Below are 16,183 nucleotides of genomic sequence, written 5' to 3'. Positions count from 1 at the left end.
TTATGCCATCCGTGGCGTTTTACACCTTGGGATGTAAAGTGAACTTTTACGATACGGAGGCGATCTGGCAGCTGTTCAAAAACGAAGGCTACGACCAGGTCGACTTCGATGAACAGACCGCAGACGTTTATTTGATCAATACATGTACAGTGACGAATACGGGCGACAAAAAAAGCCGCCAGATCATTCGCCGTGCCATCCGCCGCAACCCGGACGCGATCGTGGCAGTAACCGGATGTTATGCACAGACGTCCCCGGCCGAAATCATGGACATTCCGGGCGTCGATCTCGTCATCGGTACGCAGGACCGGGATAAAATCCTGCCTTACGTCAAGGAAATCCAGGAATCCCGTCAGCCGGTGAACGCGGTGCGCAACATTATGAAAACACGCGTGTTCGAAGAAATGGACGTGCCGGATTTCGCGGACCGTACCCGCGCTTTCCTGAAAATCCAGGATGGCTGCAACAACTTCTGCACGTTCTGCATCATTCCGTGGTCGCGCGGATTGTCCCGCAGCCGGGAAGCAAGCAGCATCATCCAGCAGGCGAAACAGCTGGTGCATGCCGGGTACAAGGAAATCGTCCTGACGGGCATCCATACCGGCGGATACGGCGACGACATGGAGAATTACGACCTGACCGACCTGCTGTGGGATCTGGACAAGGTGGAAGGACTGGAACGGATCCGCATCAGTTCCATCGAAGCAAGCCAGATTGACGACCGCATGCTGGACGTGATCAAACGCTCGGACAAACTCGTGCGCCATTTCCACATTCCGCTTCAGGCCGGTGACGACACGGTGCTCAAACGGATGCGCCGCAAGTACACGACCGAAGAATTCTACAACAAAATGCTCCGCATTCGCGAGGCGATGCCGGACGTGGCCATTACGACCGACGTCATTGTTGGTTTCCCGGGCGAAACGGACGAAATGTTCCGCAACGGCTATGAGCTGATGCAAAAAATCGGCTTCTCCGAAATGCATGTGTTCCCTTATTCCAAACGGACCGGAACGCCGGCTGCGCGCATGGAAGACCAGGTGGACGAGGACGTGAAAAATGCCCGCGTGCACGAGCTGATCGATTTATCCGAAAAAATGCAGCTGGAGTATGCGCAAAAATTCGTGGGACAAGTGCTGGAAGTCATTCCTGAAGGCGAAGCGAAAGGCCGCGAAGGCAGCGGCAAGCTGCATGGCTACAGCGACAACTACATTCAGCTTGTCTTTGACGGAACGCCGGACATGATCGGCAAAGTATGCCGCGTCAAATTGACGGAAGCCGGCGTAAACGAGAGCCAAGGGACGCTTGTCCGCGTGCTGGAAGAAAATCTGAAATCCGCAGCGATGTAATCGGGCGGCAGGGATCAAGGATTTCAAGACCCTGGGCACATCCGTGTCCGGGGAAATTGAAATCCTTCTTTTGCTAATACAGGCGAGATCATTATCGTGAACTGGGGGAAATCGGGATGAACAAAAAGGAAATTTCGGCAGGCGGTGTTGTTTATCGCACGGGAGAGGGCGGTCAATTGCAAATTCAGCTGATCGTGGACCGCTATGGAAAAACAACGTTGGCCAAAGGCAAAATGGAGCCGGGCGAAACGGTGGAACAAACCGCGCTGCGCGAAATTTTGGAGGAAACCGGCATGGTGGGCCGCATCGTCGAGCCTGTGGACATTATTGCGTATACGTACCAGCATGCAGAGTTTGGTCCGGTGGACAAAGAGGTACATTATTATTTGGTCGAAGCCGAAAGCGGTGATCTGCAACCCCAGATCGAGGAAATCAAAGGGGTGGATTGGTACACCCCGGAGGAAGCCTGGACGAGACAGCAGCAGAGCGGATACGACAACAATGACAGCATTTTGCGTACGGCACTGAACAAGCTTGGCATTGACGTTTAACCGTAATTGGTGTCAGCCCGGGATGATGTACCAGCAAAGCCGTGTGCAGACATCATATCAGGCCGCAGGTGATTTCGCCGATGGGCGGGACGCCGGTGGCCTTTTGTGCCAGATGGGCAAATAACAGAAGGGCAGGGCAAGCAGGGAACTGATCACGTTAAAAAGGGTCTGGGCATGTGCAATCTGTGCCCCAAGGTCCGCTGATATCCAGGCCGAGGCGGCCTGAAGCAGGCTGATCAGCGGCATGAACAGCAGCGCGCCTGCCACGTTGAGCACAACGTGCGAGGCGGCGACGAACTTGCCGGCCGATGCTCCGCCTGCGGCCGCAATCACGGCGGTGATGCAGGTCCCTACGTTGGACCCGATCACGATGGCGATGCCGATTTCCACGGGCAGAACCCCCGTGGCCGCAAGCGTGATCGCCATGCTGATCACGGCGGCGCTGCTGTGAATGAGCGCCGTCAGACAGGCGCCGGCGAGGAACCCCCACCAGAGGCTGTCCGCCGCCCGGTCCAGAAACCACTGGAACACCCCCATGCTGCGCAGTGGAACGGCAATCGATTGCATGACCTGGATGCCGATCATGATCAGTGCGAAACCGGCGACGGCAAGAAAGCCGTATTGTGCACCCAGCAATATGTTTCGCGTGCGCGTCGGTGCGAATGGATTGAGCTCGCTTAGAACAACGAAGAGGGCCCAGCCGAGCAATGACAGCATAAGCAAAGGCAGGCCGAAGCGGCCAAGCTGCAATCCGACCAGTTCGGTGGTCAGGCAGGTCCCGATATTGGTTCCCAAAATAATGCCAAGGGTACGCCCATACGTGATCAGGCGCGCATTGGCAAGGCCGATCGTGAGGACGGTGACGGCAGTGCTGCTTTGGAGCAATGCCGTTGCTCCTGCACTAAAAGCCATGCCTTTCCAGGGAGCAGACGTGGCTCGCCCCAGCCAAGTGGCGAGCGATGGACCGGCCATGCGCTGCAATGCCGTCTCCATCCATTTCATGCCGGCCAAAAAAATAAGCAATCCATACAGGAGCGGAAATAGAACATCCCTAAACATCGTTCTGCATCATTCCTTCCGTACCTTTCCTTCATTCATCTTATGAACGACGGCGGACAACCATGACAAGCACAAGAGATGGAGCATGAAAAACGTCGTGGCGACAGGAACGGAACGGGGCACATCATGTTTGTATGGACAAGCGAAATATAAAATACCAAAAAAGGAAGTGCATTGACTTGCCATCGGTTACACTGGAACGCAGCCGCAAAAAGCGGCTCGAACAATCCCACCCGTGGATTTACAACAATGAAATTGCTTCGGTGGACGGCAATCCCGAGCCAGGCGACCTGGTTCAGGTGCTGAATCATCAAGGCCGGTATTTGGCGACCGGGTATTATAACCCGGCTTCGCAAATTACGGTAAGGGTCGTATCTTACGAACCACTGGAATACAACCAAATGGATATCGCCTTTTTCGCAGACCGGTTCCGTGACTGTTTGCGTCATCGGGAGCGGTTCATCCAGGATGGCGAGGCGTACCGACTCGTCTACGGTGAAGCCGATTTCCTGCCCGGACTGATCGTGGACCGCTTCGGCAGCATCCTGGTGGTGCAGTTGCTGACGCTCGGCATGGACCGCTGCCGCGAGGCGATCGTGCAGGCATTGATCGAAGTGCTGCAGCCTGAGGGCATCTACGAACGCAGCGACGTGCCGATTCGCGAGCTCGAAGGCCTGGAGCAAACCAAAGGGCCGCTTTACGGCGATTGTCCAAGACATGTGACGGTGACCGAGAACGGTCTGTTGATCAAAGTGGACATCGTGGAAGGGCAGAAAACCGGTTATTTCTTCGATCAGCGCGAGAATCGTGCCGCCATTGCGCCGCTTATGAAGGGCTGGGGTTACAAAAGCGGCATTAGGCTGGAAGAGGTTGATCAGGATGGCGAGAAGCAAATGCTTCCGGTCAACAAAAGCGGCAAGGTGGTCACATTCCCGTATTGGGACGGAGCAACCGTGCTCGAATGCTTCTCCCACACCGGCAGCTTTACGCTGAATGCATGCAAATACGGCGCGAAAAAGGTAACTTGCCTGGACATTTCCGAGCATGCGATCGAAAGCGCGCGCACCAATGTGGAACTGAACGGTTTCACGGACCGGGTGGAGTTTGTCGTTGCAGACGCTTTTCAATATTTGCGTGACCAAGTCAAAGGATTGGATGAACGGGCGGCACGCTCCCGTGCCGGGGAAGAAAAAGTGGATACGTCCAAGGCACTGGCCGCCGGAGGCGGAAAAACATTTGACGTCGTCATTTTGGACCCTCCGGCGTTCGCCAAAACAAAGTCGGCCGTCAAAGGGGCCTGCCGCGGCTACAAGGACATCAACCTGCACGGCATGAAGCTGGTGAACGAGGGAGGGTACCTCGTAACGGCAAGCTGTTCGTACCACATGCGTCCCGACCTGTTCCTCGAAACGATCGCCGATGCCGCGAAAGATGCAGGCAAAGTGCTGCGTTTGATCGAGTGGAAGGCGGCAGGCAAGGACCACCCGCAAATTCTTGGCGTGGATGAAGGGCACTATTTGAAATTTGCGATCTTTGAGGTGCGCAGCAAAACGAAGTAATTCGGAATTGTGAATCGCCGGGTGATGATGGATATAACGAAACGTATTTGCAAAAAGCCCAATGCTGGGAAAGCTGCGGGCTTTTTGCCATGTATGGATATGGAAGCGGCACTTTGCCGGATTGTGGCAAACGTATGTTCCGAAGCACTTCCGGTATGGTATACTGGAAATTAAAATCTTGATCGTGATGTTTGGAGGAAGGAACATGTCCGTACGTTTTGTGATAGGCCGGGCAGGCAGCGGCAAAAGTACGCTGTTCACCCGGGAGATGGTTTCCCTGCTTCAGCAGGACCCGCAAGGCAAGCCGCTGATCATGCTGGTTCCCGAACAAAGCTCGTTCCGTGCCGGACAGGCGTTGTTTGCGTACGGGGCCGTCAAAGGCGCGATGCGCGCAGAAGTGTACGGCTTCCGTCGTTTGGCCCACCGGGTCATGCAGGAAGTCGGCGGTTCCGCGCGCACGCCCATCGGCAGCGAAGGCAAAAAAATGCTGCTCTACAAAGTGCTGCAGCGTCGGCATGAAGAGTTGAAGCTGTTCGGCGCGTCAGGCAGCCAGTTGGGATTCATTGGCCACTTGAATGACCTGTACGGCGAGTTCAAGCGCCATGAGCTGGCTCCGGCTTCGTTGGAGGAGGGCCTTGCCGCATGGGATGCTTCTTCGTCGGCTCCGATTCTGGGCGACAAGCTGCATGACCTGCTTCTCGTATACCGCGATTTCGAACAGGAATTGAGCGGTTTGTACATTGACGATGAAGACACGCTGTCCGAGCTTTCGGAACGCATGCCGGAGAGCGAGCTGCTGAATGGCGCGCAGGTCTGGATCGACGGTTTTCAAAGTTTTACACCGCTGGAGCTTGGCGTGATCGGAGGATTGATGTCTCGGGCGGAGTCCGTCACCATCGGACTGACGCTTGACCGTCCTTACGATCAAGGCGCACTGCCTGGGGAACTGGATCTGTTCTTCCCTACGGCGGGAGCGTATGCCAAGTTAAAAGGCATGGCCGACGAGAGAGGCGTGGCAACCGAAACGCAGGTGCTTCATGCGGACGTCTTGCCTCGCTTCGTGAACAGTCCGGGGCTGGCTCATCTGGAAGCGGGATTCGATCGGCGCGTCCGCTGGAGAAGCGATGGCCGAGATCCGGGCATTCGGCTGTACGCGGCGGAGAACCGCCGTACCGAATTGGAAGGCGCGCTCCGGGAAATGCGTCGCCTGGCACAGGAAGAAGGCGTGCGCTATCGGGACATGGCCGTGCTCGTCCGCAATCTCGATGCCTATGCCGATATGGCCGAACCGCTTTTCCGGGATTACGACGTGCCTGTGTTCCTTGACCGAAGAAGAAACGAATTGCATCACCCGCTTGCGGAATTCGTTCGTTCCGCCTTGGACATCGTTCGCCGTCGGTGGAGGTACGAGGACGTATTTCGCTGCGTCAAAACGGATTTGCTGCTTCCCCGGGACGGCTCCGTTACGCGCGAAGACATGGATCAGCTTGAAAATTACGTGCTTGCCAGCGGCATTCACGGATATCGTTGGACGGACGGCAAGCCATGGCGGGCTGCGCCAAGCCTGTCGCTGGAAGATCCGGGCCAGGAGCGCCGCAACCTGGGGCGTGAGCAGATGTTGGCCCTGATGGAGACGTGCAGGTCGACGATTACAGGCCCGCTGGGCGCATTCGAGAAACGAATGAACAAAGCCAAGACCGCCAAGGAACGCTGCGTTGCTCTGTACCAGCTATTGGAGGACGCGGAAGTTCCGTGGAAGCTGGATGCCATGTCGGCCCGTGCGGAGGCTGAAGGCGATCCGGAACGATCGCGCGAGCATCGCCAGATCTGGGGCGCCGTGCTGGATTTGCTGGACCAGACGGTGGACATGCTCGGCAGCGAACGGTTGGAGCTCGACCTGTTTGCAGGCATGGTCGAGACCGGACTGGCCGAGCTGCAGCTCGGCCTGATTCCCCCGGCGCTGGATCAGGTCCTCTTCGGCTCCATGGACCGGACCCGTCTAAGGGATATCCGTTACGTGTTCGTGCTGGGCGCCGTGGATGGAGAACTGCCTGCCGTTCCTCAGGACGACGGCGTATTGACGGAGCAGGAGCGGCTTTGGCTGACGGATCGCGGCCTTTCCCTCGGACCGAATGCCACCCGTAAAATGTTGGATGAACGCTTCCTGATCTATACTGCGCTCACCTCGGCGAGTCACCGGTTATGGCTCAGTTATCCGGTTGCCGATGAAGAAGGCAAAACGCTGCTGCCCTCGGAAATCGTAAGGCATGTGCGCAAAATGTTCGGGCTTGAAATTTCACCGCTGCTCGCGGAGCCGCAAAACGTGGACGACGAGCAGAGCCATTGGGCCCATGTGCTTCATTCCGGACAAAGCCTGTCCAGCCTGATCGCGCAGCTGCGCAGATGGCGACGGGGAGAAGAAATACCTGAACTGTGGTGGGCGGTATACAATTGGCACCTGTCCCGCATGGAGACAAGGCTTCCGCTGGAACGCCTGCTCGGGTCGGTGTTTTATCAGAATCGCGCACTGCCCCTGCGTACGTCGACAAGCCGCAAATTGTACGGAACGCAAGTCAGGACCAGCGTCTCGCGCATGGAACGCTTTGTGGCATGTCCTTTCTCGCATTTTGCCTCCCATGGGCTGCGCCTGAAAGAACGTCAGACGTATCGCTTGCAGGCGCCTGACATCGGACAATTGTTCCACGCTGCGCTCAGCCAGCTTGCGATTCGGCTGCGCGAGCAAAACCGAAGCTGGGGAAGCCTTTCGCCCGACGAGTGCAGGCAGGAAGCCGAGCATACGGTAGAGCAGATCGCTCCGCAGCTTCAGGGCGAAATTTTGCTCAGCACGAAGCGGTACGGATACATTTTCCGCAAGTTGAAAGAAGTCGTCGGCCGTGCCTCGGTCATTCTCGGCGAGCAATCGCGGCGGGGGAGCTTCGAGCCGATCGGGCTGGAGCTGGACTTTGGCCCCGACAAACCGCTGCCGCCGCTGCGTTTCGAGCTGGAGAACGGCTGCGTGCTGGAAATCGTGGGCCGGATCGACCGCGTTGACGTTGCAGAAGGCGAGAACGGATTGCTGCTTCGCGTCATCGACTACAAATCAAGCCAGACGGATCTCAAGCTGCATGAAGTGTTTTATGGCCTTTCTTTGCAGATGCTCACTTACCTTGAAGTGCTGCTGAGCGCTGCCGAAGAATGGCTTGGAGAACCTGCATTGCCTGGCGGAACATTGTATTTCCACGTGCATAACCCGCTGTTGCAATCCTCCAACGGCATGACTCCCGAGCAGGCGGGGCAGGAGCTGTTGAAGAAATTCAAGATGAAAGGGCTGCTGCTTGCGGATCGGGATGCGATTGCTCAGATGGACCACACCCTCGATAAGGGTCATTCGGCCATAATTCCGGTTGCGCTGAAGGCGGATGGAAGCTTCTACAGCAGTGCGGCCGTGGCGACGCCGGAGCAATGGGATACGCTGCTGTCATCCGTGCGCCATAACATTCGCGAGATTGGAACGCGCATTACCGAGGGCGATGTGGCCATCGAGCCTTACCGCATCCAGCAGGAGGTGGCCTGCACGTTTTGCCCGTACAAGCCGGTCTGCCAGTTTGACGAAAATATCGAAGGCAACGAATACAAGCTGCTGCCCAAACCGGGCAAACAGCAAATGTGGGACCTGTTGTCCCATCACAAGGGAGGGGAGACGACATGACGAAGTTGCAAAGCATACCCAAACCGGAGGGAAGTTTCTGGAGCGATGATCAGTGGAGCGCCATTTCGCAAAGCGGGGAAGACATTCTGGTGGCGGCTGCGGCCGGGTCCGGGAAAACGGCGGTGCTGGTGGAACGCATCATTCGCAAAATTGCCGATCCTTCCCTGGGGTTCAGCGTCGACCGCCTGCTCGTGGCCACGTTTACGAAGGCGGCAGCTTCCGAAATGAAGCAGCGGATTCGGGAGGCGCTGGAACAGGCGCTGGAACAGAATCCGGAGGAAGAGCATCTGCGCACGCAGCTATCGCTGCTCGGGCGGGCGTCGATCACGACGCTGCATTCCTTCTGCATGGAAGTCATTCGCCGTTATTATCAGCTTATTCCGCTGAATCCAGCGTTCCGCATCCTGAACGAAAACGAAGCGGAACTGATGCGTCAGGAGCTGCTCGAACAGCTGTTCGAAGAAAAGTATGGCCAAGAGGGGGAAGGCAGCACGTTCCGCGAACTGGTCGACTGGTTCAGCGGCGAACGCAGCGATGATGCGATGCACAGGCTGGTCCAGCGGCTGTACGATTTTTCGCGCAGCCATTCCTGGCCGGAGCATTGGCTTGCCCAGATGGCAGACGCATTTCAGGTCGAAAGCGTGGAAGCTTTGGGACAATCGCCTTGGGTGCGAAGCATTTTGCAAGATGCGGCACTGACATTGAGCGGGGCAGCCGGATTGCTGCGCCAGGGGATCGCGATTGCGCTGCAGCCCGGAGGACCGGCCCCATACGCCGATACATTGAAAGCAGACCTTGCCATGGTCGAAGAGTTGTTGTCCGCGGTGCAGGTCGTGCCATGGGAGCGCCAGCCGGAGGCTTTTCAAACGGTGGCTTTCGGCAAGCTGAAACCGTGCAAGAAGGACCAGACCGATCCCGATTTGCAGGAGCAGGTCAAGGAATTGCGCGAGGCTGCGAAAAAAGCGGTCTCGGATCTGAAAGCTTCGCTGTTCGGCAGAAGCGCATTTTCCTTTTGGCAGGAGCTGCAGCAGGCTGCTCCGCTCATGCAAGAGCTGTCCCGTCTGGTCAGCGAGTTCGCCGAGCTGTACCGCAGCGCAAAGCAGGAGCGCGGACAGGTCGATTTTAACGACTTGGAGCATTACTGCTTGCAGATTTTGCGGCATGAGGATTCCACGCCGGACCAGGCGTTGCCTTCCGATGCTGCGATTGAATACCGGGAGCGCTTTGATGAAGTGCTGCTGGACGAATACCAGGATACCAATACGGTGCAGGAAGACATCGTGCGGTTGATTTCGAGGGAAGCCCCGGGGAACCGCTTCATGGTTGGGGACGTGAAGCAAAGCATCTATCGCTTCCGTCTTGCGGAGCCTGGATTGTTCTTGAGCAAATACCGACAGTATCGGACGGACGCGGGCGACAGGGAAGATCAAGCGCTGCCGCTTCGGGCAGGGAAACGGATCGACCTTGCGCGCAATTTCCGCAGCCGTTCCGAAGTCGTGCATGCCGTGAACATGCTGTTTCGCCAAATCATGAACGAAAGTGTTGCCGAAATCGCGTATGACGAGCGAGCACAGCTTGCCTATGGCGCGACTTTTCCGGAAGAATCGCTGGGCACGGCGTCCTACACGCCTGAACTGCTGCTGATCGACCGCCAGGGCGACGGCGCGGATTGGGCGGATGCCGAAAGCGAGACGGGAGAAGGCCAACCGCTCGCGGAATTGGAGAGCGCAGAGCTGGAGACGGCCCAATTGGAAGCACGGGCGATCGCAGGACGGATTCGCGAGCTTTTGGGTGACGGGGACAAACCTGCGCTGCAGGTATACGACAAAGCGCTCAAAACAATGCGCCCGGCGCGTTACGGCGATATCGTCATTCTGCTTCGTTCCGCGGCGATGTGGGCTCCGCTCATGATCGAGGAATTCAGGCAGCAGGGCATTCCGGCTGGCGGGGAACAGAGCAAGGGTTATTTTCAGGCGACCGAGGTCGAAGTGATGTTATCTTTGCTGCAGATCGTGGACAATCCGCGTCAGGACATCCCGCTTGCTTCGGTGCTTCGTTCCCCGATCGTGGGACTGGATGAAGAGGAACTTGCGCTCATACGCCTTGGCGATCAGAGACAATCCTTCTATGATGCAGTGATAATGGCTGCTGGTAGTCTTGAGGAACCTTCGATTCGTTTGGCAGATTCGATGGGGAAAGGGAAAGACGACGCCACTCAGGTGGAATGGTCCGAAGCATGGAGCGAGCTGGAACAGGCGCTGGGGGAAACCGCGGCGACGGCGGAGCTTGAACTGCCTGAACCGGTTTTGGAAAACGACGATCCCGATCAAAGCTTCGTTGGAGCAGAGGGTCATGCAGATGGTCAGTTCTATGCCGGTCTATCCAACGGACATCAGGAGCATTTCGTTCAGCATGAAAGTGATGAAGCGGATTTGTTGCGGCAAAAACTGGCGCGTTTTTTGCGCCAGCTGCAGCAGTGGAGACGGGAAGCGCGTCAAGGAAGCTTGAGCGAATTGATCTGGCGTATATACCGCGAAACGGGATATTTGGATTGGGTGCGCGGCCTTCCCGGAGGCATGCAGAGACAGAGCAATCTTAAGGCATTGTACGATCGTGCACGGCAATATGAAGAAGCGACCGCGAACCGAGGATTGTTCCGTTTCCTGACATACGTGTCCAGACTTCGGGAAAATGGCGGGGATTTGGGGGCGATGAGCGCGTCCGGGGAGCAGGATAACGCGGTGCGCATCATGACCATTCATCGAAGTAAAGGGTTGGAATTTCCGGTCGTGTTCGTGGCAGGCATATCCAAAATGTTCAACCAGCAGGATCTGAACGCACCGTTTCTGATGCACAAGGAGCTTGGATTCGGCCCGCGGTTCGTGGATCGCGACAATCGGGTAACCTATCCGACGCTGGCCAATCTGGCCATACGCCGCCGCGCCCGTTTCGAACTCCTCGCGGAGGAGATGCGCGTGCTGTATGTGGCACTGACACGGCCGAAGGAAAAAATGATTTTGGTCGGCACGGTGAAAGACGCGGCCAAAAAAGCGGCTGCCTGGGCACAGGTCAAGGACAGTCCCGAACTGAATCTCCCGGATTACCTGCTCGCCGCCGGCAGAAGTTATCTCGACTGGATCGGACCTTCGCTGGTCCGTCATCCGGATGCGACCCTGCTGCGGCAGCTTGCGGGTGGAAGCGATGCTTACGCTGCATGCCTGACCGAAGATGAATCACGCTGGAACATTGCGGTAGTAAACGCTGACCGCATATCCAAGGAGGTCATGGTTGGTTCGGCGCAAGAGAACCAGGAAGGGTTGTCGCTGATCCGTGAGGAACGGATGTCTGCCTTGGCGGCGAAACAACCGGTATCTTTGCGGCCCGGACTGCGCATGGATGACCGGATCGAAACGGAGGAAGCGTTGGAACTGCCGGAGCAGCGAACTGATGATCGAGACGGATTAGTGCAGATCGACGACCAGGCAAGCAGCAATCTGATGCAGGAAGTGGATCGGCGGCTGTCATGGTCTTATGCTCATGAGGCAGCCACGCGAGTTGCTGCGAGCACATCCGTATCCGAACTGAAAAGCCGTTTTTTCTCCCTTGGGGACGAATCCCTGCAGGTGATGGAGGAGCTGTTTGTGCGGAATCGATACAAGCCTGACGGAGAAGCAGGGCAAGTGGACACGGAAAACCCGGGATCGGGTGACGAGACGGCAGAAGCGGGCGACGGAAAACCGGTCCGCGCCCGACAAGGCGCCGGTCAGGCGCCGGATTTGCGCAATGGCAGGAACAGCGATGACATCCGCAGAAATGTTCCGGTCCGGAATGCCGATAACGGAGGCGGCCATGCCGCAGATGCCTCGTTCAAGCTTCATCTTCGTCGTCCGAAATTCATGGAAGAGAAGCAATTGACAGGGGCTGAGCGAGGAACGGTGTATCATACGGTGATGCAGCATGTACCGTTTGATGGTACCGTGATTGACGTTGCCGTCCTGGAACAAACGGTCGCCAATCTCGTTCAGCGGCAATTGCTGACCCAGCAGCAGGCGGACGTCGTTGAAGTTGCGGAGCTTATGGCGTTCTTCGAGACGGAGCCCGGCTCCGAGCTGCTGCGTGCCGATCGTGTTCAACGGGAGATTCCGTTTGTTTACGGGCTTCCGGCGAATCTTACGCCCGCGCGGTGGGTGAACGATCGTACTGCAAACGCCGGAGAGGGAACGGTGGACTTTGACGCGAAACAGAGCGCGGTTCTGGAACAAGAAACGGTGCTGGTTCAGGGGATCATCGATTGTCTTTATGAGGTGGACGGAGAGTTGGTTCTGCTCGATTACAAGACGGACCGCGTGCTTGAACATCGGGGCGGCGTCGATGCGCTGGTAGCGAATTACAGCTTCCAACTGAACCTGTATGCTCAGGCCATCGAAGATATATTGGGCCGGAAGGTTTCGCGGAAATGGTTGTATTTCTTTGATAGCGGGCATGCCGTTCGGTTATAGGCCACCACGGCCGAGTGCGGGAGGCGGTCCACGAAAGATAAAAGAGGCAGGGCTGCCTGTATGAGTGCCTTGATCACGAGGGCTCAGCAATAGATGAATGCAGAAACACAAAGGAAACCCGGGTGGACGGGACGAGGGTAAGCGTACGGGGGAAAGCAGGTTTGTACAGAGCATTTTTCTCCTCGCGGCCGCGAGGGTTTCCATGGAGAGGGGATGAACGGGCGATGCGTATGTTGCACACGGGAGATTGGCATTTCGGAAAAACGCTGGAGGGTCGGAGCCGACTTCGGGAGCAGGAGGATTTTGTGGACGAGCTCGTCAGGTTGGCCGACGAGCAACAGGCCGATGCGGTGCTGATGGCAGGGGACGTGTACGACTCCGTCAATCCGCCGGCGGCTGCGGAACAGCTGTTCTATGAGGCTGCGGCCAGACTGACGGAAAAGGGCAGGCCGCTGATCGTCATTGCAGGCAATCACGATCAGCCTGAGCGGGTATCGTCGGTCACGCCGCTGGTGAACAGGCATGGGATTACGTTGATCGGAACGCCGACCGCCGAGACGGTAACCATCCATGCCAAGCGGACCGGAGAGACGGCGCATATTGCGGCGCTGCCTTATCCTTCCGAATCACGACTGAATGAATTGCTCAGCGCGGATAGCGATGAACGCGTGCTTCGCCAGGCATACAGCCGCCGCGTCGGCATGCTGATGCAGCGGCTTGCAGCTTCTTTCCGCCCGGATACGGTCAATCTGGCGATGAGCCATATTTACGTGCTCGGCGGCGTGGAGACGGATTCGGAGCGTCCGATTCAGGTGGGGGGTGCATACACCGTAGACCCGTCCGCATTGGCTGTTGGCGCGCAATATACAGCGCTGGGCCATCTTCACCGGGCCCAGGCAGTGAAAGGTGACGGGATCATTCGTTATAGCGGGTCACCGCTTGCATATAGCTTTTCGGAGGCGGGACAGAGCAAGTCGGTCACTATGGTGGACGTCGTACCAGGACAACCTGCTCAAGTTGAAGAAGTGCTGCTGTCCTGCGGACGGCCGCTGGTGCGCTGGAAAGCGCGCGGCGGGTTGGCCGAAATTCAGCGCTGGCTGGACGAGGGCAGGGATGCGCAGGCTTTTGTGGATCTGGAAGTATGGCTGGACGACGCGATGTCGCTCAAAGAGATCCAGACGCTGCGGCGGGCGCATGACGGCATCATTCACATTCGTCCGGTATATCCGGAGATGGAGGCGGCGGGCTTGCTGGAGCAGCGCGCGGAATTGCCTGTGCATGAGCTGTTCCGCAAGTTTTACCAGCGGCAGACCGGAGGGGCGCAGCCTGAGGACCGGCTGGTCCAGCTGTTTTTGGAGCTCGTGGACGAGGACGAGCCCGGCGTTCGTGAGGAGGTCGAAGCAAGATGAAACCGATTTGGTTGAAAGTGGCGGGTCTGCAGAGCTACCGAGAGCCGCAGGAGATCGATTTCACGGTGCTGACGGAGACGGGACTGTTCGGCATATTCGGACCGACCGGAAGCGGCAAGTCCTCCTTGCTGGATGCGATTACTCTGGCCATGTACGGCAAGGTGGAACGCGCCGTAGGCGGCACCCAGGGCATTATGAACCATGCGGAAGATTCGTTGTCGGTTTCGTTCGAGTTCGAGCTGGCTGCGGCCCACGGACCGCGCAGGTTCCGCGTGGACCGTACGTTTAAACGGACGGGCGAAGTCACCGTGAGCAATACGAAGAGCCGTTTTATAGAAGTGCTCGAAGATGCCGAGCCGGACGTGATTGCCGACAAGGTGTCCGACGTAAATCGTTGCGTAGAGGATGTCATCGGGCTGAAGATGGATGATTTCACTCGCGCCGTCGTGCTGCCGCAGGGCAAATTCGCCGAATTTCTGTCCCTGAAAGGCAGCGAGCGGCGCCAAATGCTGCAGCGGCTGTTCCATCTGGAGAAATACGGGGATCAGCTTGCCATCAAGCTTAGCCGCAGAGTGAAGGACAACGACGTGCAGCATCGAGCCATTGCCGCTGAGCAGCAGGGGCTGGGGAATGCAAGCCGCGAGACGTTGGAGGAAGCCGGGCAAGCCGTTCAGGCCGCGACGAAGCAAGCGGAGGTTTCCCGCAAAGCGTTGGAAGAATCGATGCAGGCCGCGGAGCGGCTTGGCAAAGTGCGTGAACTTGGCCTTGAACGCCAGGCACGTCAGGCAGAGCAGCAAAACTTGAAGGCACAGGAACCGTTAATCGAGGCGGAGGAACAACGGCTGAAACTGGCGGCTGCAGCAGAGGCCATCCTGCCTGCATTGCAGGCGATGCGGGATGCCGACAGCGCAAGCAAGCTGCGGCAGCAGGCGGCCGAGACGGCGAGCAAACAGGCGGCGATGCATGAGCAGTTGTCCGCGCAGGCGGCGAGCCGTGCGGATCAGACCCGTGCCCTACTGGCTGAGGAAGAACCGCGGCTCGTATTGCGTCTGGAACAATTGGAACAGGCCAAAGAACTGCAAAAAGAGCGGGACGGCTTGCAAAGCGACACGCAGCGCTTGTCCCGGCTTTTGGAGCAAGGGGAAGCGGAACAGTCTGCCCTTTCCCAGCAGTTGGACAAGGAACGGGAACTGCAGCAGCGCGGGCGCAAGCGGCGGGAAGAGCTGCAGGAGGACTTGAAGGTCAGCGAGGTGAAAGCTGACGAACGCAGGCAGCTGCAGATTGCGCTGGAGCTGCGCCATCGCCTGGAGGCGATCAACGAACAGCGTCGGAGCCATCAAGCCGAGGCGGATGCGGGCAAGCTTGCCTTGGAGCAAGCGGATGCCAAGCAGAAAACGGTGAGCTTGCAGGAAGAACGCCAGGCTAGGCAAAAAGAGCTGCTGGTTGCACAAACCATTGCAAACGTAGAAGCCTTGGCCGCCTGCGAGCAGGATATCGGCCTTGAGCAGCGCCTGCTGGCCCGGGCGGAGGAACAATTGCAGGGCGCATTGCGTGAGCAGGAGCTGCACCGCCTTTCCGCTGCCCTGCGGGCAGAGCTGCGCGACGGCGAGCCTTGCCCGGTGTGCGGCTCCGCGCACCACCCGCTTCCGGCGCCGCCGCCGGAAGAAGGTCCGCACGCAGGCGATGCGGACCTCGAGCTGCTGCGCAGCCTGCAGGCGGAGCTGCAGGAGCTGCGCTTTGGGCTGCGCCAGCAGCTGCACGAGCGTCGCAGCCTGCTGGCGCAGCTCGGCGCGGCGGCCGGCCCAGCCGCCGCCGAAGCCGCGCCTGCGGCAGCGGCGCAAGAGCCCGCCGGGGAGCCCGCGCACGCAGGCTCTCCGGCGGAGCTCGCGGCGCGTGCCGCCGCGCTGCGCCAGGCCGCGCAGGCGCTGGCTGACGCCGCAGCGCCGCTGCAGGGCGAAGCCGCCGCGCTTGCGCAGGCGGCCAAGGCTTCTACGTTTGCAATGGTTTGTGCAACCAGCAGCTCTTTTTGCCTAGCCTGGCGTTCTTCC

At 58.2% G+C, this 16,183-nt stretch carries 8 protein-coding genes; 7 read left to right on the top strand and 1 reads right to left on the bottom strand.

All coding sequences use genetic code 11. The features are described 5' to 3' along the window. Nucleotides 1–2 precede the first annotated feature (2 nt). Nucleotides 3–1,349 carry a tRNA (N(6)-L-threonylcarbamoyladenosine(37)-C(2))-methylthiotransferase MtaB gene (mtaB, locus tag L6H98_RS16390; RefSeq protein WP_236416704.1) on the top strand — a complete coding sequence of 449 codons (1,347 nt, stop codon included), beginning with the start codon at nt 3–5 and terminating at the stop codon, nt 1,347–1,349. A gap of 116 nt (nt 1,350–1,465) precedes the next feature. Then, nucleotides 1,466–1,900 carry an NUDIX domain-containing protein gene (locus L6H98_RS16385; RefSeq protein WP_236416703.1) on the top strand — a complete coding sequence of 145 codons (435 nt, stop codon included), beginning with the start codon at nt 1,466–1,468 and terminating at the stop codon, nt 1,898–1,900. A 57-nt stretch (nt 1,901–1,957) separates the two neighbouring features. On the opposite strand, the gene L6H98_RS16380 is transcribed toward L6H98_RS16385, so the two are convergent. Beyond that, complete coding sequence (locus tag L6H98_RS16380) at nt 1,958–2,959, bottom strand: Na/Pi symporter (RefSeq protein WP_236416702.1); 1,002 nt, start codon at nt 2,957–2,959, stop codon at nt 1,958–1,960. 179 nt (nt 2,960–3,138) lie between these two features. On the opposite strand from L6H98_RS16380, the gene L6H98_RS16375 reads away from it, so the two are divergent. The 5 genes from L6H98_RS16375 to L6H98_RS16355 form a co-directional block, all read left to right on the top strand. Next, nucleotides 3,139–4,518, top strand: coding sequence for a class I SAM-dependent rRNA methyltransferase (locus L6H98_RS16375; RefSeq protein WP_236416701.1), 1,380 nt, complete (start codon nt 3,139–3,141; stop codon nt 4,516–4,518). 205 nt (nt 4,519–4,723) lie between these two features. Further along, on the top strand, nt 4,724–8,227 hold the full coding sequence (addB, locus tag L6H98_RS16370; RefSeq protein ID WP_236416700.1) for a helicase-exonuclease AddAB subunit AddB: 3,504 nt from the start codon (nt 4,724–4,726) through the stop codon (nt 8,225–8,227). Then, the gene (addA, locus tag L6H98_RS16365) at nt 8,224–12,726 is read left to right on the top strand and encodes a helicase-exonuclease AddAB subunit AddA (protein ID WP_236416699.1); all 4,503 of its coding nucleotides are present in this window, start codon (nt 8,224–8,226) and stop codon (nt 12,724–12,726) included. The genes addB and addA overlap by 4 nt, the downstream gene beginning before the upstream one ends. A gap of 224 nt (nt 12,727–12,950) precedes the next feature. Then, nucleotides 12,951–14,135, top strand: a complete 1,185-nt coding sequence (locus L6H98_RS16360) for an exonuclease SbcCD subunit D (RefSeq protein WP_236416698.1) — start codon at nt 12,951–12,953, stop codon at nt 14,133–14,135. Then, a partial coding sequence (locus tag L6H98_RS16355; protein WP_236416696.1) for an SMC family ATPase occupies nt 14,132–16,183 on the top strand: 2,052 nt, incomplete at its 3' end. The genes L6H98_RS16360 and L6H98_RS16355, both read left to right, overlap by 4 nt.

Source organism: Paenibacillus sp. JJ-223 (genome assembly GCF_927798175.1).
GTDB classification, from domain to species: Bacteria; Bacillota; Bacilli; order Paenibacillales; family Paenibacillaceae; genus Paenibacillus; species Paenibacillus hubeiensis.
This window is presented reverse-complemented; position numbering and strand designations above follow the sequence as displayed.

Bases quoted from the DNA above. Each gene is read 5' to 3' on its own strand.
- mtaB (WP_236416704.1), top strand. From the start codon at position 3: ATGCCATCCGTGGCGTTTTACACCTTGGGATGTAAAGTGAACTTTTAC.
- L6H98_RS16385 (WP_236416703.1), top strand. From the start codon at position 1,466: ATGAACAAAAAGGAAATTTCGGCAGGCGGTGTTGTTTATCGCACGGGA.
- L6H98_RS16360 (WP_236416698.1), top strand. From the start codon at position 12,951: ATGCGTATGTTGCACACGGGAGATTGGCATTTCGGAAAAACGCTGGAG.
- addA (WP_236416699.1), top strand. From the start codon at position 8,224: ATGACGAAGTTGCAAAGCATACCCAAACCGGAGGGAAGTTTCTGGAGC.
- addB (WP_236416700.1), top strand. From the start codon at position 4,724: ATGTCCGTACGTTTTGTGATAGGCCGGGCAGGCAGCGGCAAAAGTACG.
- L6H98_RS16380 (WP_236416702.1), bottom strand. From the start codon at position 2,959: ATGTTTAGGGATGTTCTATTTCCGCTCCTGTATGGATTGCTTATTTTT.